Here is a 22,159-nt window from a genome sequence, read left to right as displayed (position 1 = left end):
GTCAACGCTTCTGGAATTGCCAGTTGCCCGCCGCCGTCTTGCAGTAGCGCGGACGCAGCGTCATCGACTGGCCCTTGGCATTGATCTCGACGGCGATCTCGCGGCAGCTACGGCCATCCTGCTCGGCGGTGGTGGGGGTGAGCTTCGCCTCGATCGGCGTGCCGCGGCCGTCGTTGCTCCAGGTGGTGGTTTCGCCGTCCTTGCCCTCGTCGCGGGCCTGGTAGACAGCCTTGGTCAGCGAGGCGCGATCGGCCTTGCTGAAATAGGCCATCGGCGTATCGCTCAGGAAGTTCAGGTTGCTCTGCGCCTGCGCGCCCAGCGCGGTGGCGACGAGCACGGCGCCGGCCAGCGCGCGTGCCACGTTCGGGAGAGATGCCCGCATCGTCTTGTTCTCCTTGGAATGGGATTGCCGGACGGGATGCGCAGGAACGCCTGCTGCACGCACATCCCTTCGGCGAGCATATCATGCCCTCCCGCCCCACCCCGGCTCAGCGCGCCGCGACCTTCTGCTGCTGCGCATCGGGTCGGTAGCCGTCCGTGAGCGTGTGCAGGAAGGCGATCACATCCTGGATCTCCGCCTCGTCGAGCGCCGGCTTCTCGCCCTTCTTGCGATCGAAGGGCGGATCGGTATTGATGTTGGCCCAGTAGCGCTTCGGCAGATCGTCGTACTTCTGCACCACGCCGTGACGCACCGGATAGAAGCGCTCGGGGTTGGTATCGCGCTGCACGTAGAAACGCAGCACCTCATCGAGCGAGTGATAGATGCCGTTGTGGAAGAAGGCCTTCTTCAGCACCACGTTGCGCAGCGTCGGCGTGCGGAAGATGCCGCAGAACTCGTCCTCGCCCTTCAGGTCCTGGCGCTCCGGCCCGCAGGCGCCCAGGTCGTGGAACTTCGGATCCTTGTTGACCGCCAGCTCGCGATTGCGCGGCACGCCCAGCGCGATCAGGCCGAAGTCGCTGAACTGCGGCGGCGAGCCGTCGAGCGCACGCTGGCTGATATGGCAGCTCGCGCAATTGCCCTTGCGTTCGTCGTTGAACAGTTCGAGGCCGCGCATCTCGGCGGCCGTCAGCCTGGCCTTGTGGTCGAGGAAGGCGTCGTACTTGCTGGTGTAGGGCGTGAAGACTTCCGGCGTCTGCTCGTAGGTGCCGAGCGCCTGCAGCACCGCGTTGAAGGTGGCCATGTCGTCGGACAGCACCTTGTCGCCGAAGGTCGCGCGAAAATCCGCGAGATAGGACGCGGCGCGCACCGCGCTGGCCACCTTGGCCGGCGTGCTGTTCATCTCGAAGCGCGTGGTCAGCGGAATGCGTGCCTGCTGCTCGCCGCGATCGACGCGGCCATCCCAGGTCAGGCCGCCGGTCGGACCCGCATCGACGCTCTCGTCGCCCTCCTCGTCGGAATCATGGAAGTGCCGCGTGAACGGCGGCACCTTCTGCAGATACATCAGCGTCGGCACGGCGCGGAAACCCTGCTGATGGAGATCGTCGCCGCCCAGTTGCACCGACAGGCCATTAGGCGAACCGAAAGCATGGTCGGGGCTGTGGCAGGAAGCGCATGCAAGCTTTCCGGAACCCGAGAGCGCCGGATCGAAAAACATCTGCTTACCCAGTGCTGTCATTTTCTTGACAGCGGCATAGACCTGCGCGCGCGTCTGCGGCTGGTTCGCGACCACGATCTCATTGCCGGCCGCTTGCGACGCGCCGGCCTGCGCCGTCGATTGCGAGGCGGCCGATGCCGCGGCGGCCTGATCGCCCGCGGCCTGCGGCGCGCGCGAATCGCAGGCGCTCAGCAGGCTGGCGAGCGCAAGCGAGACGATCGCGACCGCCCGGACGGCGAAGGGGTGGCGATCCGGCCAAGGCCGGGCGAGGTCTTCGTGCACGCTGCGCATGTCGATCCGAAAGGCAGGAAAGAAAGGCGCGAGCGTATGTCAGTCAAATGTCAATTCCGTGACTGTGAGCCGATAGTAAAACGAAAGCTGCACTACATTTCGCTGTCAAATGTCGCTTACATAATCCGATCGACTGGCTGTCATTCGTTGTACGGGGGATCGGCCGGTTCCTACGGTACATGTGCGACTAGAGAGACAAGATGAAGAAAACTTTGACCCGCGTAACGCCCATCGCGCTCGCAGCAGCAGCCTTCCTCGCGGGCTGCGGCGGCGGCGACGTCACGACCGCGCCGTCCAGCAGCAACAACAACACCACGCCGCCTGCCGCGCAGACGCTGTCGTCGGTGAAGAACATCGTCGTGATCTACGCGGAAAACCGCAGCTTCGACAACCTCTATGGCGCCTTCCCCGGTGCGAACGGCACGGCCGACCTGAAGGCCTCCGATACGATCCAGCTCGACCGCGACGGCACTGTGCTCGCCACGCTGCCGAAGATCTGGGGCGGCCTGACCGCCGCCGGCGTGACGCCGGCCGTGACCGAAGCGATGACGGCGAACCTGCCGAACCAGCCTTTCGCGATCGACGATCCGAACGGTTTCAACACCGCGCTGAACGTGACGACGCGCGACCTGTATCACCGGTTCTACGAGAACCAGATGCAGATCAACGGCGGCAAGAACAACATGTTCGCGGCCTGGGCGGATTCGGGCGGCCTGGTGATGGGCCACTACAACACCGATTCGTCGAAGCTGCCGCTCTGGAAGATCGCCCAGCAATACACGCTGGCCGACAACTTCTTCATGGGTGCGTTCGGCGGCTCCTTCCTGAACCACCAGTACCTGATCTGTGCCTGCGCGCCGTTCTATCCGAACGCGAACACCAGCCCGGCGTCCAAGTCGATCTCGGCCGTGAACGCCGACGGCGTCTCGCTGACGGTCGACACCGCCAACTCGCCGGCCTCGGCGCTCAACGGCGCACCGAAGTTCGTCAACTCGGGCAACCTGACGCCGGACTTCTTCGCCGTCAACACCATGCAGCCGCCGTACCAGCCGAGCGGCAACAAGGCGCCGAGCAGCGACCCATTGCTGGCCGACCCGAGCGTGGCCACCACACTGCCGCCGCAGACCGCCACCAACATCGGCGACCTGCTGAATGCCGCCAACGTCTCGTGGGCCTGGTACAGCGGCGCGTTCGGCGCGGCGCTGACGGCCTCGCAAGGCGGCACGCCGGCAGCCGCAGCCGACGGCACGACGATCGCCAAGGCGAACTTCCAGTACCACCACCAGCCGTTCAACTACTTCAAGAACCTGGCCCCGGGCACCACGGCACGCGCCACGCACGTGCTCGACGGCGGCATCAACGGCACGGAGTTCATCAAGGCGATCGACGCAGGCACGCTGCCGGCGGTGAGCTTCTACAAGCCGCAGGGCAACCTGAACGAGCATGCCGGCTACACCGACGTGGCCTCGGGCGACGCCCACATCGCGGATGTCATCTCGCACCTGCAGAAGAGCCCGCAGTGGAACAACATGGTGGTGGTCGTCACCTATGACGAAAACGGCGGCTTCTGGGATCACGTCGCGCCGCCGAAGGGCGACCGCTGGGGCCCGGGCACGCGGATTCCGGCACTGGTCATTTCGCCGTACGCGAAGAAGGGTTTCGTCGACCACACGCAATACGACACCGCGTCGATCCTGCGCTTCATCACGCGCCGCTACAACCTGCCGAAGCTCGACGGTATCAAGCAGCGCGACGACGCGCTGGTGAAGAACGGCGGCACGGCGATGGGCGACCTGACGAACACGCTGACGCTGTCGACCAACTGAGCATCAAGGTAAAGCGGCGATTGACCCGTTGGTCGCGGGTTTCGAGTGATTGGGCGGCTTCGGCCGCCCTTTTTTCATGATTGTCCGGATTCGACGCCGGGCCGGGTCAGAGCAATTGCTGGGCCGACAGCGCGAGCAGCAGTCGTTCGATGCCAATGCCGAACCCGGCACCCTCTCGATACGCCCCACCGCCGGCGATCTGCTGCTGCGCCCCCAGTTCCCGGCAGCGAATCTCGAACCCCTGCCCGTTCAGGTAGTAGCTGATACCTCGTCGCGCAGCCCGGTCGAGTTCGTAGCGAAGCCCCAATGAATTCAGGAAGCCGATGGCCATTTCCTGGCTGCATGTCGATGCGCGCTCGAGGTCGGTGCCCAGGCATTCGAAACCGAGCTGGGTGAATTCGCGGTAGCGCCCGGCTTGCGGTCGTTCGTAACGGTAACAGCGCGCAACATAGAAGAAGCGCCGCTCGGGCTGGCCGGCCAACAATTCCCGGCTTCTCTCCTGGAACAGGGCCGTGGCTTCCGGGATCAGGCAACAGGGACGACCTTTCTTGTCGGGAAACGCCCACATCTGCTCGATGATCTCGCTACCGCCGGCCTTTTCGATAAAAGTATCCTGCGACCACAGTGCCGGGACGATCGCTTCTTCAGCGCCAGCCTCAATGAAGGTAGCTCCGGAAACGGGTCTCGAGATTGCGGATCTGGGTGGCGTCCTTGCCGACCACGAAGCGGGTGCCGCGAAGCATGCTCATGTTTTTCTCCGTATGAAAATAAAAAAGGCGCCGATGGCGCCTTGGTTTCGTATCAGCCGGGCGGGACCGCTTGGATCCCGCTCCAGTGTCATGGACGTAACGAACCACGGCGCGATGAAAGGCGGCCGTGATGGTGATGCAGTCGAGTGGGTACGTTACGAAGTTCCATGTCGGCAATACTGACACAAGAGCGGCGGGCTGTGAACTGCTCCGAATTCCGACAATGAAGCGGCATCGGTCGCTATAACTGCCGCTCGATCGCCGCCTTGTCGATGATCGACCAGACCTGCCTGATCCTGCCGTCGTGGAATTCATAGAAGACGTTTTCTGTGAAAGCGACGCGCTTGCCGTTCACGGGCAAGCCGAGGAAGGTACCGATCGGCGAGCAGTCGAAATGCAGGCGGCTGGCGATACGAGGCGGTTCGCATACGAGCAGTTCAATGTCGAAGTGCAGGTCCGGGATCTCGCGGAAGTCCCGCTCGAGCATCTCGCGATAGCCGGACAAGCCGATGCGCTGGTCGTTGTGGATCACCTCATCGCCGACGAACATGCCCAGGCGTGACCAGTCCTGCTGGTTCAGGCAGGCGATGTAGGCGCGGTAGGTTTCGGATAAAGAGAGTTCAGTCATCGTCGTCCGTGCTTCCTGAATAGGTTGATTAGAGACGCTCTACTCCACGGCTTATGTCGTCGGATCGATCGACAACAGCCCCATGTCGAACGTCCGTTGTCTCGGAAAGCGCGAGTGGAACCTCAGAGGTATCAGCCCACTGCCGGCACCCATCCCATCAGACCGACTCCCGGTGGCCATACCCCGCCGCGCCACGCGGGAACGCCAGCAGCACGGCAAAACCACCCGCTTCCGGCGCCGCGAACGACACTTGCCCGCCGTGCGCGTCCATCACCTCCTTCACGATCGCCAGCCCCAGCCCCGAGCCGTCGCGTCGCTCGGCGCCCTTGCCGTCGAGACGCACGAACGGCCGCATCACCGCGTCCCAATGCTCGCGTGGAATGCCTGTGCCGTTATCGGTCACGGTCAGGATGAGTTGCTCGGCCGTGCCATCGATGGTCACGACGATCTGGTTCGCCATGCCGTGATGCAAGGCATTGTGCAGCACGTTCGAGAGCGCTTCCTGAAGGCTGATCGCATCGCCGTCGATCGTCGCGTCGGCGAGCCGCGCATCGAGCGACACCTGTACGTCGCGCTCGTCGGCGAGCGGGATGGTGCGGCCCAGCACCTCCTTGGCCAGCGCCACGAGGTCGATCGGCTGCAACGGCACGACCTCGGTGCGATGAATCACCATCGCGTGATTGAGCAACTGCCCCGTCAGGCGCCCCACGTCGGAGCAGGTCGCGCGCAGCGTCTCGAGCCGCGCGCGCTGGCGCGCCGCGTCGGACTCGTTGCTGAGCATCTCGATCTGCGCGTCGAGCCGCGCCAGCGGCGTGCGCATCTGGTGCGCGGCGTCCGCGATGAAGCGCTGCATGGTGGCCACGCGCTCGCCGAGCCGGCGCATCAGGCCGTTGATCGCGCCGATGATCGCGGCGATCTCGCTCGGCGTATCGATCACCACCGGCCGCAGGTCGGCCGGATCGCGCGCCGCGATGATCGACTCGATCTGCGCCAGCGGCGAGAGCCCGCGCCGAATCGCCAGCGCGCTGGCGCCGATCGCGAGCGCCGTCATCAGCACGATCAGCGTCCAGACCTTGATGCTCATATCGTTGGTCAACTGCTCGCGCGCATGCGTGGTCTGCGCCACCGTCACCAGTGCCCAGCCGGGCACGCGCTCCTCGGGCATGTGGCGCGCGATGGTGGCGATGCGCACCGGCCGCTGCTGGTAGCGCGCCGTCGCGAACCGGGTGCCGCGCTGCGCGGCAGCGACGTTCGCCGCATCGGGCAGGTCGTTGTAGCCCGCCACCACCACGCCGCGCGAATCGACCACCTTGTAGTAGACGAGGTCGTAGCGCGACAGCGTCGACAGCGCGGCCACCGGCGGATTGAGCGCGAGCACGCCGCCCTGCACGTAGAGATTCTCGGCCACCTGGATCGCCGCGCCGGACAACAACTGATCATAGGCGCGCTCGGCCGCGACGCCGGCGTAATAACGCGTGATCAGCGACAGCGCGGCCGCGCCCGACACCACCACGCAGGCGATGAACAGCAGCGTGCGGCCGAACAGCGTCTTCGGAAACCAGTCAGCGCGTCGCAATCTGGTAGCCCATTCCGCGTGCCGTGCGAATCTCGACGTCGCTGCCCTGCAGCTTCCTGCGCACGCGCGTCACGTATTGTTCGACCGCATTCGCGGAGGGCTCGCGGCCGAAGCTGAACAACTGGTTCAGCAGTTCGTCCTTGGAGAACACGCGCTGCGGCCGGCTGGCGAGGATTTCGAGCAGCGCGAATTCCTGGCGCGACAGCGGCAAGGGCTGGCCGTCGAGCTCCGCGAGCCGGCTGCTGCGATCGATCGAGAGCGCGCCGAAGCGCAGCACGTCGCTGGCGTGGCCGCTGTTCCGGCGTAGCAGCGCCTGCACGCGCGCATCGAGTTCGCGATAGTCGAACGGCTTGACCAGGTAGTCGTCGGCGCCCAATCCCAGCCCGCTGACGCGATCGTCGATCGCCGAGCGCGCGGTGACCAGCAGCACCGGCGTGGTGCTGCCCGAGGCGCGCAGCCGGCGCAGGATCGCGAAGCCGTCCATCGACGGCAGCATCACGTCGAGCACCACCAGGTCGAACGATTCGACGCCCAGCAAGCTGGAGGCGGCCGCGCCGTCGCGCTCGAGATCGACCGCGTGGCCGAGCCGCGTGAGACGGCTGCCGATCGCCTCGCCGATCTCGGCGTCGTCCTCGACGACCAGAATGCGCATGGTTGAAGTCCTGCCGATTAGGGAAATTACGGGTAATCCCGAGGATGGGATGTCAGCATTTTCTCAGACTCGCTCGCTAAGCTCCATGCCAGTTCATACACGGGCCCGAACGGCCCTTCCGGAGGAGACCTGCACGATGCAGCGTGCCCACGCGCCAGCCGATTCGCGTTCAACCGCGGTGGCCGCCCTCGAGGTGGCCCGCGCAAACGTGCGTTCGCGAGCGTGCAGGCCGGCATGTGTGCCGTCTCCTCGGCCCTGCGTCGCGGGGCGTGCCTGATGACGAAAGCCTCGCCGCGCCGCCGCGCGTTGCTGGCAGGCGGCATCGGCGCCGCGCTGGCGCCGCTCGCCGCCCGCGCCTTCCCGTTCTCGCTGTCCAGCCCGCCAACCGTCAGGATTTCGAAAGGTTATGGCGTGCTCTATCTGCCCCTGCTCGTGATGGAGCGGCAGCGCCTGTTCGAGGCGCACGCGCGGCAACGCGGGCTCGGCAAGGTACAGGTCGAATGGGTGCTGCTCGACGGCGGCAACTCGGTCAACGACGCGATGATGGCCGGCACGCTCGACTTCGCCGGCGCCGGCGCGCCCGGGTTCATCGAGCTGTGGGCACGCGCGCGCGGCATTCCCAATGTGGAGGTGATCGGCATCAGCGGCCTGTCCGCCACCTCGCTGTCGCTGAACACCAACCAGCCGCATATCCGCACGCTCACCGATTTCACGTCCGAGGACCGGATCGCCGTGCCCGGCATCCACACCTCGTTGGCGGCCGTGATCCTGCAGATGATCGCCGCGCAGCAATTGGGCATCCGGCGTTTCGCGCACCTCGATCCGATCACCGTGAACCTGTCGCATCCGCAGGCGATGGACGCCCTGATCCGCCGTGAAGGCGGCGTGACCGCGCATTTCGCCTCGCCGCCGTTCTCGACGCTCGAATTGCGGCAGCCCGGCATTCACCGCGTGATCGATGCCGTCCAGGTGCTCGGGCCGCTCACGCTCGACGTGATGTTCGCGCCGAAGCGGGTGGTCGATGCCGAGCCCGGCCTGGCGGCGGCCTTCATCGGCGCGCTCGACGAGGCGAACCGGTTCATCGCCGCGAATCCGCGCGAGGCGGCCGCGATCTATGTGTCCTCGTCCGGCGTGCGTGTGTCGCCCGACGACGTGATCGCGATGCTGGGCATGCCGGAAACTCGCTTCTCCGTGGTGCCCGACCGGCTCATGGAATACGTCGATTTCCTGCACGGCGTGGGCACCATCAAGACCCGCCCGGCCAATTGGAGCGACATGTTCACCGCCCAGCTCGGCGCCTACCAGGCGCGCTGAACTGGCCTTTTCCTTCGTTGCAACCGCAGCTTTCAGCAAGACGTATCAAACAGGAGTCCAGCGTGACCATTGCCTCCCCCCCTATCGCTGCCGCCGGTGAAGAGCAGCGCGTGATGTCGAAGATCGCATGGCGCCTGATGCCGATCCTCGTCGTGATGTTCCTGATCTCGTTCATCGACCGCCAGAACGTCGGCTTCGCCAAGCTGCAGATGGTGCACAGCCTGAACATGTCCGAGGCTGCGTTCGGGCTGGCCTCGTCGCTGTTCTTCATCGGTTACCTGCTGTTCGAGGTGCCGAGCACGCTGGCGCTGCACAAGTTCGGCGCGCGCGTCTGGCTCGCGCGGATCATGCTCACCTGGGGGCTCATCACGGTGGCAATGGGCTTCACGACCTCGAGCCCGGTGTTCTCCGGGCTGCGCTTCGTGCTCGGCGTGGCCGAAGCCGGGTTTTATCCCGGCGTGATCTACTACCTGACGCTGTGGTTCCCGCAGAGCTACCGCGCTCGCGTGCTGGGGATCTTCACGCTCGGCAGCGCGCTGGCGAACATGCTCGGCTCGCTGGTGGGCGGCTGGCTGCTGAGCCTCAGCGGCGTAGGCGGCCTGGCCGGCTGGCAATGGGTGTTCATCGCCACGGGGCTGCCCGCCGTGGTCGTCGGGATCGCGGTGTTCCGCCTGCTGCCGACCTCGTATCGCGAGGCGCGTTTCCTGTCGGAGAACGAAAAGCAGATCGTCGGGGCCGCGCTGGAACGCGAGGCGCCGCCGCATGCCGAGCATTCGCAGCCGTGGAAGGCGCTGCTCGATCCGCGCGTGATGCTGTTCGCGGCGACCTACATGATGATGTCGACCTCGCTGTACGGCGTGACCTACTGGCTGCCGACCATCGTCAAGTCGTTCGGCGTATCGAGCACCACGAACGGTTTCCTGAGCATGCTGCCCTGGGCGCTGGCCGTCGTGCTGCTGATCTGGCTGCCGCCGAAACTCAAGCGCGCGAAGAGCCTGCTGCGGACCATCGGCATCGTGGCGGTGCTGGGGGCGATCGGCTTCGTGCTGAGCCTCGTGCTGCCGACCACGCCGCTGCGTTTCGTTGCGCTGGTGCTCGGCGGTGCCTGCATCCCCTTGATCTATCCGTGCTTCTGGTCGATGCCGCCGCGGTATTTCACCGGTGCCCGGGCCGCGGCCAGCGTGGCGGCGATCAACTCGATCGGCAATCTCGGCGGTTTCTTCAGCCAGAACCTGATGCCGCTTGCCGGGAAGCTAACGGGCACGGCGTTCGGGCCGATGATCGTGCCGATCGTTTGCTTGAGCATTCTCGGCGTGGGGGCGTTTATCGGCTGGGCGCGATCGGAGCGGTCGATGGCGGTTGCGCTTCAGGATTGAGGTAGCGCGCTGCAATACAGCGCCAGTTTGAAGCCATCGATCCGCGAGGATCGATGGCTTCGTCGCTTTTCGATCGGGCTTTCGATACGGTCAGCATCGCCTCATCTTGATCACGCGCGAAATCTGCGCGAGCGTGAAGCTGCTGTTTTTCACGTACTCGGCGTAATCGGCGGGAACAGTCAGCGAAGCGGCCACCACGTAGTCGCCGGCATAGCGAAATCGGTCCGATGCGGTTCGCAGGAAGATCGGAACCGGCTCCGTCTGCCGCGCCAGCGTGCGCCCCGCCGCACGCGCCGATGCGCTGCCGTCGCAGACGATGACGTCGGGCGCGCGGGGATTCAGGTCCTGTCGCAAGCGAGCGGCGACGACCTTGCCGCCCTTCACGGGCAGGAACGCCTGCTTGCTTCCACCCGTGATCCTGTGAATGTCTTCGCGTGAATACTCTTTTCCGATTTCGAACATGTTTGACTCCGGGATATGACGTCATGCAGCGGCGCTGCAACGCCAATCCACGAGATCGTAGCGAAGCGCTTCTAAAATCGGTGTAAAGACCGTGGCTATCAGGGTTGCCGGCGCGTGGCCTCGACGGTTTTCAGCAGCGATTGCAGGCCGCGCCAGCCCCAATACACGCGATGATGGACGATCAGGCCGTGTTCGATGTCCATCACTTCGACCAGGTCGGTCTGGTCGCCCGAAGGCGTGTCGCGAGGATATTCCCAGATGAGTTGCTTGCCGTCGGTGTGGAAGACGTCGGTGCGATACCAGTGCGCGAAGGCGCCGGACAGCTTGCGGAAGCCCTCGGAGAAGAATCCGCGGATGGCTTCGCGTCCGTCGAGGATGCCGGTTTGATTCCCCGGTTCAACGAACAGGATCGTCGGTGACTCGAAACGCGCGTGCTCGGCGTAGATCGACATCAGGCCGTCGATGTCGCGCTCGACGATCGATTTGTGCCACTGCCGGTGGACGTGGGCGATTTGCTGAGGGGTGGAGGTTGCGGCGCTCATGTCGGGTCCTGTGCGAAGGTGAATGCGCAAGATCCGAGCTTACGGGTAGTGGATGGGGGAATGTTTCAGGCTCTGATGAAACGAATCCGCTTGTCATTTTTTATCGAGTATCCACCAATCGAGCAAGGTCTCGTCTTCCGGATCCTCTAAATTCTTATAGATGTTCGCGAAGTACCATGCCGACCCGGTGCGCCGCGTGAAGTCGTCGAGGATGAGGTTGATCTTTTCGAACTCATTGTTAGCCGGGATTGAAATCGCGAGGTTTCCGGCATTCACACCGTCCACGCTGCCCTGGAGGGCGGTATCAAGGACGGACTCCAGCCAGGCCAGGTCATCTTGCGAAATGTGATGGGCCTGTCAGAATTTCCGTGTTCGAGGCGGGTTGAGCATCACACGGCTGGCCGGACAAAACGCTCTTCGTAGAGGATGGCGAACCGGTTCAAGGCCAACCCAGGCGACGCAAGCAGTTCGTAGACGTCTTCATCGATCTTCCGCGCTGGGAGTTCCTCGCAGACTGCACTGCCATCGGAAGCAGTGCCTGCAAAGACCCTGATCAGAGTTACATTCTCGTCCATGTCCCTAAACCTAAGCTTCAATTACATATTGCAAGCTCCACGCGCCGCCCGACTCATACTCCTAGCCGCGAAATGGCGTTGTTTGTGCGAGACCTCGGGCCACGAATTCGCATCCGATGATGCTTGCCATCGCACACAAAGCAGGAGCCAGTATATTGGTCGTTCTTGACAGCATAGCTTTTCAAGCGCCTCTCAGACGATAACGATTCAAGCGTAGCGATCAGACTTTCGAGGCCGAATGTTTGAAGTCCAAGTTGCTCGGAATTTTCCTTACGCATTCTTGCCCGTTCAAGAACGAAAGACACACGTTCCGAGTGTGGATAGCCCTCGATCTCAATAACTTTTGGAGACGCCAGAACTGAAACAAGTGCGTTGCTCCATTCGGCAGGCTCAAGCTCTCCAAGCATAGATGCCTGTTGTCTAATATTGTCAGTCATTCGCACCCCTTCCTTGAAACATGTATCAATTGCCTCGATCAATCGCTCGGCCAGGTCGTACCGGTAATCCGTCGTCCCCTTCCTGCTGTTCTCAATCTGCATCAACTGCCCGGCGGCATCGTATCGATACCGCCGCATGCTCAACGCGGCCGGCGCCTTGTCGCGCTGGATGCTCTGCCGCTCGATACGTCCAGCCGGGTCGTACATCAGGCTCTGCACAATCCGGCTCGACAACGCCCGCTTCACTTCGCGATGCAGATCATCGCGCTCCAATTGCAGCCCGTGCACATGCCCAGAGCCTATCGACACTCACATCAGGATAAAAACTCCTTCGCAGCCCCTCTCACATCAACACCGATCGAATTATCACTTGATATCTTTCCCATCAAATCAACCAAAAAAACTTTCAAATCCCCATCAACACCATTTATCACCCTATTCAACATCCAAACAGTATGAACGGTAGGATTTCTGGACAAAGATTCGATCAATTTCTGCTCGTAACCTTTTCCAAAATACCGCTCGGCCGCATGAACTATTGCCCCCGGACTTCCAAAATCCTTGCTCGGATTATTTTCCAATATCGCAAATATAGCATCGAGAAATCGACCACCATCACCTCGACCATCAATTTCATCACACAAATCATCAAGCCCATCCAAATTCATAGACGAGCTTAAATCATGCAACTTCCCCTCTATTTCTTTAGCATCCATCAAACATCTCAAAAAATTATTTTCCAAGCGCCTTTGCATAAGTCAAGGGCAGCCTGCCTGATGTTATCCACCATTTCGCCAGGAATCCCATTCATCATCAAAATATCAGCATTCGCCGCAATACTCTCCCGAGCTGTTTTCTTGGCCACACCTATATCTCGCGGCGCCTTATTCACCGCTTTATGACAATCACGACTCAATACAATCATCGGATTATTTTTTGCATCCACAGACAATCTATTTGATGCCAGGCTTCGATTCTTCAGTCAAGCATGCTGCAAAACCTCACACCCTTCGAGCTCATCGCCGACGACAGAATGCTTTACAAAAATACGAACAAATACCCCCTTGAAAGGCCCTGCCATTTTTGGCTCTCGGCCGCCCCGACCATAGCCCTAACAAGTCTACTGATCGCACGAAATAAAAAGCACGCTAATAAATAGCAAAATCACTTTTCGCTCTATTCACACACCCAAAGTAATTAATATAAATAACGATATCGCATTGACAGCACATACCCAGCAAAATTATATCACCCTCCGAATCACTGAAATCTCAATCTTTTCCTACGATCCGATATATTTGTACTTCAAGTTCAGACCATCGTTTGTTTCGAGTAGCTCAACATGCAAAATAGGTTCCGCAGCTTTGCCGCCCACCCAGAGCACGCATTCCGCCCCCAGGATTTATCGTCATCCATCTCGAAAATATCAATATATGGCCTCGAACCTCTCTTACTGGAAAACGCCTCCCCAATCGGCGCCAAATCGACAATAGATTTTTCCCCAAAATAATCTTCAAGAGATTCACATATCTCATCAAGAATTGGCTCACTCACACCAAACCTTGACTTTAAAACCTCTTTGTTCATCGAGTTAATTGCATCAAGAAATTCAGAAATCTCCTTATACGCTCGATAATTTATTGATGAATTCATTTCAACCTCATTTGCTTCTCCACCACACGGATCATCAGAAGAAATTTATCAAAATTTCTCTTGACAAAGAGGCCATTTTTTGCGCTCTCCTGGCTACAAAACCGAACGAATCGATCCAGGATAATATCCAGAAAGAACAGGGCCACCCATGCAGCCCAAGACGCCTATTTCACCGTCATCCAGGCCGGCCAGGCATAGTGAGAAAAGCCGCAAAGCTATCAGCAACCACTAAAGTTTCCCCTGTTTCATGCGACCAGAGAACCACAACAGGCTCTCCTGCATCGCCGAGATTTTTATAATCGAAGCAGTAGTAATCCCCAGTTCCAAATTCCGCAAATGGAAGCAATTGTGAAAAATCGACAGCACTACCAGAGAAATTATCTCGCCACCCTTGCCAATCCCCCTTAAAGTGGCGAACTATCGACTCCCAAGTTTTTCGAGGATCTCGCGCATCAAATACAGGAAAAACCACCAAAGCACCTAGTGCTTTGCCATTGTTGTTCAACAACCACTCTGAGAACGACTTGGGCAAGGTTCGCGCCAATTCCGTTTCAGCCGCATTGATTGCGGCTACTGTTGTACCTATTACTCGCGCTTTATTCATCATTTCTCACTTAGGGTAAAGAACCCACCTCAACTTGCCTGTGCCGGGCGCCCCGCAGCTTGGCATCTTTGCCGACCGGCACCCATTCCGCTTGCACCAATAGCGATGCTGAATGCCCCGGTGATCGGCAGCCAACATCGGATCAGCATGTGAATAATCGTAACCAGAATCATTTTCGAAACGAGGTCTGTGTGCAAGTTCATACCCCGGAGGGGCTTTAATGTTAATTTGCTGACCAGCATCGACTCTACGCGCTTGATTCTGGAGCCAGCCGCGCATTGAACTTGGTGTATTCGAATTGTTCATAACATCTCGCCAGCGCGCATCCGGATCTACGTATGGTTCTCCGCAGCAACAAACTTTTGCCAATCCTAGCGGATCGACCCATTGCGTCGAATTAGGTGCGTATTGATATAGATTGCTACCGCCTTCGAGCTTGATCGGATCTCAGGACGTAAACCGACTCGATTCAGGGTCATAGTATCGATGCAAGTTATAGTGCAGCCCCGTCTCATCATCCACCTGCTGCCCCTGGAACCGCAGCGTATTCCTCGCCACCGCGCCCCCCGCCGCAGCCGAAGCCCGCTCAATCACCTCCCGCGTCTCGCCCCAGGCCTTGTACGCCGCCTCCCAAACCACTTCACCAGCCTAAGCCGTCATCATCAACGGCGTACCGATCTGGTCGCAGTAATAGAACATCACCCGCGCATCGCCCTGCGCCACCGGCACCCGCTGCAGCGGATCATCCTCCGGCCGATACCGATCCCCCTCGCGCGCAACCGGCGTCTCGATCCCTTCGACCGGCGCCGTCACATATTGCGCCATCGGCACGAATCACTCAAAACTCGAACAGGAGCATTGATTCAAAATACAACAACTCAATCATGCAATAAGGCTTGACGCGTTTTATTAATAATATCGAGAAATTTTCCTTGACTTTCCAAAGAAACCTTCAATTTATCCATCATCCCCACAGATCGCTCCAAAGCATCAATAGTCATGGAGATTTTATCAACCGAGGAGGCCATTTTGAAATCATCGTGAGAAATTCTGAGGCGAAACTCAAGAACCTTACCTTTCGACGACACCTTCGCAACCTCAGGAAACCCAGAGATAAATTTCTCAGATAGCATTATCGTTACAAAGGCCCACTTCTCAAATCCATCCGAAAATACCTGCCCATCCATAAATTTATTGACAACGGACTCAATTGCATTTCTGACAACACGAGCATCATCACCAATATCCGCTTCATTTTCTCCGGACATCCATAATTTCATCTACCCACCCTTAATAACCACTCAAATTCAAAGGTGGGTGCGCACCGCCATGAGCCGCCTTGTACGCTAAAATACTCCACCCATGGATGATTCTACATATGGCAAGTATCTACGATAAACCATCAAAGGAAAGAAAATGTTCGAATCGCTCGAAATCAAATCCTTCTTTCACAAACGGCACAAGTTGATGCTCTCGCTCAAAAACCGATATACCTTTTCTTCACTCATGGCTCAACCCTCCTCGTAGGGTCCGCTCCCTTGCCTAGGGCTTCACCAGTCTCTGGATCAAACGCACCCATGTGCTTCCCTCGCTTGTTGTACATCTCAACTTCACCATACTGGGAGTCCCACTCGCAAATTCAACCATTCGCTCACTTCCAACGTTTTCTTAAACCTCCATCACCTTGCACTGATGTCTTCGGTTTCGCTCGCGTTGCATCCGGGAAGCCCGGCAAACTCGATGGCACTGGAATGTACTTGCTCAATCCAGGCGGATCGGTCCACTCAACCGGTTTGGGCGCGTATTGATAGACGTTAGGCGCTACCTAGATGGCCGGATGTGACTCCCTCCACGCGAACCCAGTCACACTTGAACTTAATCGACGCGCCTTCCTTGCAATTGACCGTTATCGAAGCAATATTATCAGCGACGGTCGATATAAACGTCGCAACAATGTTGTCGTGCCCCCAATTCCCAATCGAGAGATCGCAAACACCGATAAATGACAAGCTTAGATAGACGACATCGTAATCTTTCGGCCATCGGCTCGGCGGAGACAACGGCTTCTGAGTAGTCATGATTCTCACCGACAGTCGAGGCTCGTCCCGCTTGAGCAGAACCTCGACGATCTCGGCACCATCAAGCGGTGCGTCGCGCCCATAAAGCGCGGTGAGGGCTTGTGGATTCATGATCCGCTGTATCAGGCTCATTTCTTGTTCCGGCAGTCGAAGTAATAATGATCATCCATCCCTTGGATCTTCCCTGTACGAGTATTGTCTTCGGGGCGCACGTTGTGGTGTGACGGTTGATCGCCAATCCCCCTTCTCCGAATACGTGGCCCGCAGAATGGTCTTGGATGACCACATTTTTATCACCGACCTGATAGGTCAGTTCCCGCGTCATGACGGGCTTGTTGTCGTCGCCAAGAAGCCAATTTCCGCTGGAATCTGTCAACGGAACCATTTTCTGGTTGATAGGCTGCTGCGACAACGGGATACCGAGCTGACGACGAATATCTCTCAGGCTTGACCGGCGAGACTTATCACACGGATCGCAAGGGCAGCGGGCAAGGCCAAGCGGATCGATCCAGCCTGTCGGGTTCGGCGCGTATTGATAGACATTGATACCACCTTCCAGTCCGATCGGATCCTTCGACACGAAACGCCCCGATGCCGGATCGTAATACCGATGCCGGTTGTAGTGCAGCCCCGTCTCGGCATCATAGTACTGCCCTTGAAACCGTCCGCAGGCCGCGTCGTTGTCTTCGGCGCATGTGACGATTCACGGCGACGTACCCTACAGAGCGTCGTCGTCAAGCTGCCCTGACAGCGCCAACTCAACGGCCCCGGTAAACGTTGGCGCGACCTGTTTGATTTCCGCAGGATCGAGGTCCCCAAAATTGACGCTTGCGAAGACCGGATTGTCCGAGGAGCGGAAGTCGAGAAGAAAGCAAATTGGGCCGCCATCCGACCCGATAGCAATAACCCGATCGCCCAGATAGCGGTTGATCTGGTAGTCCCTGTTTAGGTCAATCACTTTGGAAGACGACCATAGTGAAAGGTAGACGCGCGGGAACTTCGCCGCGCCTCCATCTGACCATCTCATGAACTCGCGAAAGTCCGCCGGCAGCGCCAATCGAGTGTGACGCTCGATGTCGTCCAAGCTGGGCTCAGAAGCTCCAGGCTGACCTTGCCAGATCGTTGAAATCTGCGCTATGCATTGTGCGATGTCCACTTATTCACCGTAGAAGTGCTTATACGCCTGTTTTATCGCTTTGCGCTTACATTTTTCGCTCACGCCCGCGGCTCCGAGGTCCCGATACGAGTTGTTGAACTCTTCCTCCATTGAGGTCGCCCATTTCGACTGGCCGTTCGCCAAGCGCTGATCCCGACGCGCGTTTTGCAGCGCAGTAACCGTCGAATGCTCCGGGGATTGCGGCAGCAGGATCGCGGGCGCTGCGCTGCGGCTATATCCCGGCACGTTAGCTTGCGCCCACGCATCCTGGATTATGTGGTGCGACTGCATTCCAGTTGGACGCGGGGAGGGTTGGCTACCGTGAGTGGCAAGCCCGCAAGGATCGCATCTACATGGCGCTAAACCTAGTGGATCGGTCCATTGGATCGGATTGAACGCGTATTGATAGACGTTGAAGCCGCCGGCCAGCCCAATCGGGTCCTTACTTACGAACCCTCCCACTTGCGGATCATAGTACCGATGCCGGTTGTAATGCAGCCCCGTCTCATCATCCACCTGCTGCCCCTGGAACCGCAGCGTATTCCTCGCCACCGCGCCCCCCGACGCAGCTGAAGCCCGCTCGATCACCTCCCGCGTCTCGCCCCAGGCCTTGTACGCCGCCTCCCAAACCACTTCACCAGCCTCATCCGTCATCATCAACGGCGTCCCGATCTGGTCGCAGTAATAGAACATCACCCGCGCATCGCCCTGCGCCGCCGGCACCCGCTGCAGCGGATCATCCTCCGGCCGATACCGATCCCCCTCGCGCGCAACCGGCGTCTCGATCCCCTCGACCGGCGCCGTCACGTACTGCGCCATCGGCACGAAGGTCCGCGCCTCATACACATAGTGCGTGCTCCGTGCCTCGTCGGATTCATACGCGAGCGCATCCCCATCCCAGCCGAACACGGTCCGCGCACCGTTGACTTCCTTGGCAATCCGCCGCCCGAGCGCGTCATAGTAGTAACTCGAAGCGCTACGTCTCAAACCCTCTTCGACCTGCGCAGCCTGCATCCGGTCAAACGCACCCCACTCATACCGCTGCGTCCCCGAGGGCGAACGCTTCTGAATCAAATGCCCTTGCGCGTCGTAATCGAAGTGCGTCCCGGCATATTCCCGCAGCAGGTTGCCGAGCACCTTCGGCACCGAAGCTGGCAAGGTGCTTTCACTACGCGCCGCCAAGCCAGCTTGCGTCCGCGCATTCTCAGGCCGCCCCGGATCCACGATATTGCTCGCCGGATCGAACGCAAACCGTTCACGCAAGCCCGGCGCAATCGCCTCGATCAATCGCCCGACCGGGTCATACCGGTAATCCGTCGCCCCCTTCCGGCTGTCCTCAATCTGCGTCAACTGCCCGGCAGCATCGTATCGATACCGCCGCATGCTCAACGCGGCCGGCGCCTTATCGCGCTGGATGCTCTGCCGCTCGATCCGCCCGGCCGGGTCGTACATCAGGCTCTGCACGACCCGGCTCGAAAGCGTCCGCTTCACTTCGCGATGCAGATCATCGCGCTCCAGCTGCAGCCGCTCCTCGCCATCCACCAGCAAGCCGTGCACATGCCCCGAGCCATACATCAGCCAATCGATCGTGTGCCCATCCGGCCGCACGCTGCGAATCCGGTTCCCCAGCTCGTCATAGCCGTGATGCCAGACATAACTGCGCTTCACCCCAAAAACATCATACGCATGATGTTCCCGCACAAGGTTTCCGACAGGATCGAAGAAGCGCTGAATCCGGCTGTACCGGTTGCTCGCCTCCACCAGTCGTCCGCTTGCATCGTAGGCAAAGCGCTCCGCCTCGTCGCCGCACAATCGCTTCGCGAACCGACCTGCCCGATCCTGCTCAACCTGCGTCACCCGCCCCGCATCGTCGATCGCGCTGAGACGTCCGCTACCCTCGTCATACGTATAAAGCGTCGACTTGCCGTCGAACTCGACTTCCTCGAGCAAGCGCCCGACCGGGTCATACCGGAACGTATACGACGCGTCGTTCGCATCGGTCAGCCTGACGAGCCGCCCGAGCCGGTCATAGCCGTACCCCAGGCGCTGACCGAGCGGATCGATACGCGACGCAACCCGCCCAGCCGCGTCATACGAATATCGCGTCACACGCTGCAGCGGATCCGTCGCCGCCAGCAAACGCCCTTCCGAGTCGTACTGAACACGCTCGACACCCGCCGGCGAACGAATCTCTTCCAGTTGTCCGTTCGCCGCGTACTGGAACGTCGTCATCGTCCCTGCGGCATCCTTGGTCCCGCTCAGGCGACCCGCCGCGTCATACGTCCACTGCGTCGTCTTCCCCGAGCAATCGCGATACGCCAGCAACCTGCCGCCCGCGTCGTAGCTCATCGACTTCGCGCCGCCCTTCGCATCGATCACCGTGATCGGCAGGCCCTGCTCGTTGTACTCGTACTTCGTCTCGTGGCCGAGCGGATCCTTGGCCGCAACGATATTCCCCGCGTCGTCGAACGCCTGCGTCCAGGCGTATCCATGCGGATCGATCGTCTTGACGAGCTGATCCTTCGCGTCGTATTCCATCTCCACGACCGAGCCGTCCACGCGCCGATGCCGCACGAAGTTGCCGCGCGCGTCGTAGTCGAGGAACTCGATGCCGCCATCGCGATGGATGTACTGCACCAGCTTGTCATTGCCATCGCGATACATCCACTCTTCACTGCCATCCGGGTAGATCACCCGGAACGTGAAGCCCTTGATGTTGTAGTAGTGGCGCGTGACGTTGCCAAGCGCGTCCGTCACGCTCACCATCCGGAAGTCCGGATGCCAGGCCAGCGTGACCTCGTCGCTGCCGTCGTCGCGATACTCGCGCAAGCAACGCGCCCTGGCGTGCGTGCCGTCCCATTCGAGGTTCATTCCGCGGCCGGTGCGATCGGTATAACGCGTCAGCAGGTGATGCCGGTAGCGATACTCGCGTCGATTTCCGAAACGATCGCAGGCCGCGACCAGATCCCCTTCGCGATCGTATTCATAGGCAGCCAGGCGCCCGACGCGCTGGCCTTGCGCGTCGTGCTCGACAATCTCGACGATGCGCCCCTGAGCATCGAGTTTGAAGGCGACCTGTACATGCGGCATGATCAGCCGATACAAACGCCCCTCGGCGTCGTAGTCGAACGTCTGCTGGTTGCCGGCGCGATCCTTGATGAAGGCGATGCGATAGCGATCGCCATGACGCTCGTAAGCCTCGAGCATGTCATGCCCTCGCGTCAGCGTCAGCCAACGCTCGTCGACACGCAGCAACGTCAGGTTCTCGGCAAGATCGTCGTGCGCGGCCCCGATATCGAGCAAGGGGTAATCGAGGCTGCGCCCTTCGGCATCGTGATAGACCAGCTTGGTGGCATGCACGTCGAAGCGCGTCGTGTACGGCGTGATCCAGCGAGGGCCGAGTTCGCCGCCCTGGTCGTTCGCATCGAAGAACGATCGATAGGTCCGCACCCAGGTGATCGGCAGGGGCCCATCGATGCTGAAGTCGTCGTGGTCGATCCGCTCGTCGCCGAACGCGAATCCGATCGATCCTTTCGAGCGCGAAGGCGGCGTCTTGACGGGCCCATTCAACGAGCAGCAGCCACCACCGGGAAGCTGCGCGGCGGCCGTCGAGCGCAGCGTCTCCTTCGCCCCCTGCCCCCGCACCTCCTCCGCCTTCGTGGTTCCCTGCGAGGGAATGCCCTTCTCCTGCGGCTTCGGATTCACCTTGCGCCAGCGCCGAACGCCTTCCTCCGCCGCCAGGATCAACCAGCCGATCTTGCCGACCTCGTTGCCGTCCAGCCCCTTCACGGCCTTCTGCACGGCCGGAACCTTCTGCCGAAGCGTGTCGGCGATCCCCATCAGCTTCGCGCTGGCATCCGAGTTGAACGCCTTGGCCGTCGCGGTGGCGGTATTCACCGTGCCCTTGGCCACGATCGCGAACGCGTCATGGAACAGCATGCCGATGCTGCTGAAGGTCTCGCCCGGCTTGTAGAGGATGTTGTGCCCCGCCTCCTGCAGATGTTTCTCCGCGGCGTCGACGTTCTTGCTGTAGTCCAGCGGCTTGCCAGCCGCATGCGCGAACAGATCGGCCAGCCCATTCATCAGCGCGCCGAGGAAATCCGCCGCGCGGTTCAGCACCGCCGCCAGGTCCTTGCGCAGCTCGGCGATGAAGGTCTCGATCTCACCGGCATATCGCGCCTGCAGGCTCGACACGATGGCCGTGATGATGCCCTGCTGCACCAGTTGCAAGGCAGCCTCGCCCGCCGCCTTGCCGTTCTTCACCACCTCCTCGCGGATCAGCTTGAGCATCGGCCGCGCGCCCATGCGAACCTGCGCGGTGCCCGCCGGAATCGGGATGATGCCGATCACGTCGAGCCCGAGGTTCAACCAGTCGAACAGGTCGATCGGCCGGTCGCCATGGTTGAGCATCGCGCGGATATCGGAGATCAGGTCCACGGCCGCGAAGATGTTCGCGATGACGGGCATGTTGCGCGCCACCGTCTCCACGCGCTCGAGCGTGACCAGGCCGCCGCTGATGTCGATCAGCCACTTGTTCAGGTCCTTGAGGTTCGCGTCGATGTCCACCGGATGGAAATCGCTGAGCGGCGAGACGAAAACATCGGTCGGCTTCGGTTGGATGGTGGCCGAATCAGTCATGGTCGAG

At 60.4% G+C, this 22,159-nt stretch carries 21 protein-coding genes and 5 pseudogenes; 3 read left to right on the top strand and 23 right to left on the bottom strand.

All coding sequences use genetic code 11. The features are described 5' to 3' along the window. Position 1: 1 nt before the first annotated feature. Together BM43_RS31330 and BM43_RS31325 are read right to left on the bottom strand one after the other, a co-directional pair. A complete protein-coding gene (locus tag BM43_RS31330) occupies positions 2-382 on the bottom strand; it encodes a hypothetical protein (protein WP_029950839.1) in 381 nt (126 codons plus the stop codon). A gap of 106 nt (positions 383-488) precedes the next feature. Then, complete coding sequence (locus tag BM43_RS31325) at positions 489-1,886, bottom strand: cytochrome-c peroxidase (protein ID WP_036051861.1); 1,398 nt, start codon at positions 1,884-1,886, stop codon at positions 489-491. Positions 1,887-2,086: 200 nt separating this feature from the next. Between BM43_RS31325 and BM43_RS31320 the strand changes: the two genes are divergently transcribed. Then, positions 2,087-3,712, top strand: a complete 1,626-nt coding sequence (locus BM43_RS31320; RefSeq protein WP_036051862.1) for an acid phosphatase — start codon at positions 2,087-2,089, stop codon at positions 3,710-3,712. Positions 3,713-3,818: 106 nt separating this feature from the next. Here the strand turns inward: BM43_RS31320 and BM43_RS31315 are convergent, their stop codons facing one another. The 4 genes from BM43_RS31315 to BM43_RS31300 all read right to left on the bottom strand — a co-directional run bounded on the left by BM43_RS31315 (position 3,819) and on the right by BM43_RS31300 (position 7,317). Then, positions 3,819-4,316: an ATP phosphoribosyltransferase regulatory subunit gene (locus BM43_RS31315; RefSeq protein ID WP_230676335.1), complete on the bottom strand. Its 498-nt coding sequence runs from the start codon at positions 4,314-4,316 to the stop codon at positions 3,819-3,821. Positions 4,317-4,702: 386 nt separating this feature from the next. Beyond that, positions 4,703-5,089, bottom strand: coding sequence for an ester cyclase (locus BM43_RS31310; RefSeq protein ID WP_036051864.1), 387 nt, complete (start codon positions 5,087-5,089; stop codon positions 4,703-4,705). A gap of 157 nt (positions 5,090-5,246) precedes the next feature. Further along, on the bottom strand, positions 5,247-6,665 hold the full coding sequence (locus tag BM43_RS31305) for a sensor histidine kinase (protein WP_036051865.1): 1,419 nt from the start codon (positions 6,663-6,665) through the stop codon (positions 5,247-5,249). Next, the gene (locus BM43_RS31300; RefSeq protein ID WP_017918850.1) at positions 6,652-7,317 is read right to left on the bottom strand and encodes a response regulator transcription factor; all 666 of its coding nucleotides are present in this window, start codon (positions 7,315-7,317) and stop codon (positions 6,652-6,654) included. Before BM43_RS31300 ends, BM43_RS31305 begins: the two co-directional genes overlap by 14 nt. A 276-nt stretch (positions 7,318-7,593) precedes the next feature. Here BM43_RS31300 and BM43_RS31295 point away from each other — a divergent pair, with 276 nt between their 5' ends. Together BM43_RS31295 and BM43_RS31290 are read left to right on the top strand one after the other, a co-directional pair. Beyond that, complete coding sequence (locus tag BM43_RS31295; RefSeq protein WP_036051866.1) at positions 7,594-8,631, top strand: ABC transporter substrate-binding protein; 1,038 nt, start codon at positions 7,594-7,596, stop codon at positions 8,629-8,631. A 113-nt stretch (positions 8,632-8,744) separates the two neighbouring features. Next, entirely contained in the window at positions 8,745-10,007 is a 1,263-nt protein-coding gene (locus BM43_RS31290) for an MFS transporter (RefSeq protein WP_042286633.1), read from the top strand. 90 nt (positions 10,008-10,097) lie between these two features. On the opposite strand, the gene BM43_RS31285 is transcribed toward BM43_RS31290, so the two are convergent. The 17 genes and pseudogenes from BM43_RS31285 to BM43_RS31255 all read right to left on the bottom strand — a co-directional run bounded on the left by BM43_RS31285 (position 10,098) and on the right by BM43_RS31255 (position 22,152). Continuing rightward, positions 10,098-10,469: a hypothetical protein gene (locus tag BM43_RS31285; protein WP_036032259.1), complete on the bottom strand. Its 372-nt coding sequence runs from the start codon at positions 10,467-10,469 to the stop codon at positions 10,098-10,100. A 98-nt stretch (positions 10,470-10,567) separates the two neighbouring features. Then, positions 10,568-11,011, bottom strand: coding sequence for a nuclear transport factor 2 family protein (locus BM43_RS31280; protein ID WP_036051867.1), 444 nt, complete (start codon positions 11,009-11,011; stop codon positions 10,568-10,570). Between the two features lie 93 nt (positions 11,012-11,104). Further along, positions 11,105-11,296 carry a hypothetical protein gene (locus BM43_RS39610; RefSeq protein WP_052409296.1) on the bottom strand — a complete coding sequence of 64 codons (192 nt, stop codon included), beginning with the start codon at positions 11,294-11,296 and terminating at the stop codon, positions 11,105-11,107. Positions 11,297-11,400: 104 nt separating this feature from the next. Then, positions 11,401-11,586, bottom strand: a complete 186-nt coding sequence (locus tag BM43_RS39605; protein WP_052409295.1) for a hypothetical protein — start codon at positions 11,584-11,586, stop codon at positions 11,401-11,403. Positions 11,587-12,032: 446 nt separating this feature from the next. Then, positions 12,033-12,323: pseudogene (locus tag BM43_RS42760) on the bottom strand (RHS repeat-associated core domain-containing protein); the annotation flags it as partial. A 14-nt stretch (positions 12,324-12,337) separates the two neighbouring features. After that, a complete protein-coding gene (locus BM43_RS39595) occupies positions 12,338-12,739 on the bottom strand; it encodes a hypothetical protein (RefSeq protein ID WP_174490202.1) in 402 nt (133 codons plus the stop codon). A gap of 8 nt (positions 12,740-12,747) precedes the next feature. Next, complete coding sequence (locus BM43_RS40935) at positions 12,748-12,969, bottom strand: hypothetical protein (protein ID WP_124083784.1); 222 nt, start codon at positions 12,967-12,969, stop codon at positions 12,748-12,750. Positions 12,970-13,334: 365 nt separating this feature from the next. Beyond that, positions 13,335-13,676 carry a hypothetical protein gene (locus BM43_RS42390; RefSeq protein WP_155308261.1) on the bottom strand — a complete coding sequence of 114 codons (342 nt, stop codon included), beginning with the start codon at positions 13,674-13,676 and terminating at the stop codon, positions 13,335-13,337. Positions 13,677-13,851: 175 nt separating this feature from the next. Further along, positions 13,852-14,283, bottom strand: coding sequence for an SMI1/KNR4 family protein (locus BM43_RS39590; protein ID WP_198399540.1), 432 nt, complete (start codon positions 14,281-14,283; stop codon positions 13,852-13,854). A gap of 3 nt (positions 14,284-14,286) precedes the next feature. Next, positions 14,287-15,114: pseudogene (locus BM43_RS42820) on the bottom strand (RHS repeat-associated core domain-containing protein); the annotation flags it as partial. Positions 15,115-15,158: 44 nt separating this feature from the next. Beyond that, on the bottom strand, positions 15,159-15,548 hold the full coding sequence (locus BM43_RS39580) for an Imm44 family immunity protein (protein WP_157693192.1): 390 nt from the start codon (positions 15,546-15,548) through the stop codon (positions 15,159-15,161). A 236-nt stretch (positions 15,549-15,784) separates the two neighbouring features. Beyond that, a pseudogene (locus tag BM43_RS42750) lies at positions 15,785-16,027 on the bottom strand (colicin E3/pyocin S6 family cytotoxin). Positions 16,028-16,094: 67 nt separating this feature from the next. After that, complete coding sequence (locus BM43_RS31265; protein ID WP_036051869.1) at positions 16,095-16,490, bottom strand: immunity 50 family protein; 396 nt, start codon at positions 16,488-16,490, stop codon at positions 16,095-16,097. Next, positions 16,487-16,695, bottom strand: a pseudogene (locus tag BM43_RS42745) (HNH/endonuclease VII fold putative polymorphic toxin); the annotation flags it as partial. The pseudogene BM43_RS42745 and the gene BM43_RS31265, both read right to left, overlap by 4 nt. Before the next feature lie 138 nt (positions 16,696-16,833). After that, a pseudogene (locus BM43_RS42740) lies at positions 16,834-17,022 on the bottom strand (RHS repeat-associated core domain-containing protein); the annotation flags it as partial. 54 nt (positions 17,023-17,076) lie between these two features. Further along, the gene (locus tag BM43_RS31260; protein WP_080742275.1) at positions 17,077-17,514 is read right to left on the bottom strand and encodes an SMI1/KNR4 family protein; all 438 of its coding nucleotides are present in this window, start codon (positions 17,512-17,514) and stop codon (positions 17,077-17,079) included. Beyond that, positions 17,515-22,152: an RHS repeat-associated core domain-containing protein gene (locus BM43_RS31255; RefSeq protein ID WP_080742274.1), complete on the bottom strand. Its 4,638-nt coding sequence runs from the start codon at positions 22,150-22,152 to the stop codon at positions 17,515-17,517. Positions 22,153-22,159 lie beyond the last annotated feature (7 nt).

The organism is Burkholderia gladioli, assembly GCF_000959725.1.
In the GTDB taxonomy this organism is placed as follows: domain Bacteria; phylum Pseudomonadota; class Gammaproteobacteria; order Burkholderiales; family Burkholderiaceae; genus Burkholderia; species Burkholderia gladioli.
Note: the sequence above shows the minus strand (reverse complement) of the source record. Positions and strands in the feature narration are given on the sequence as shown.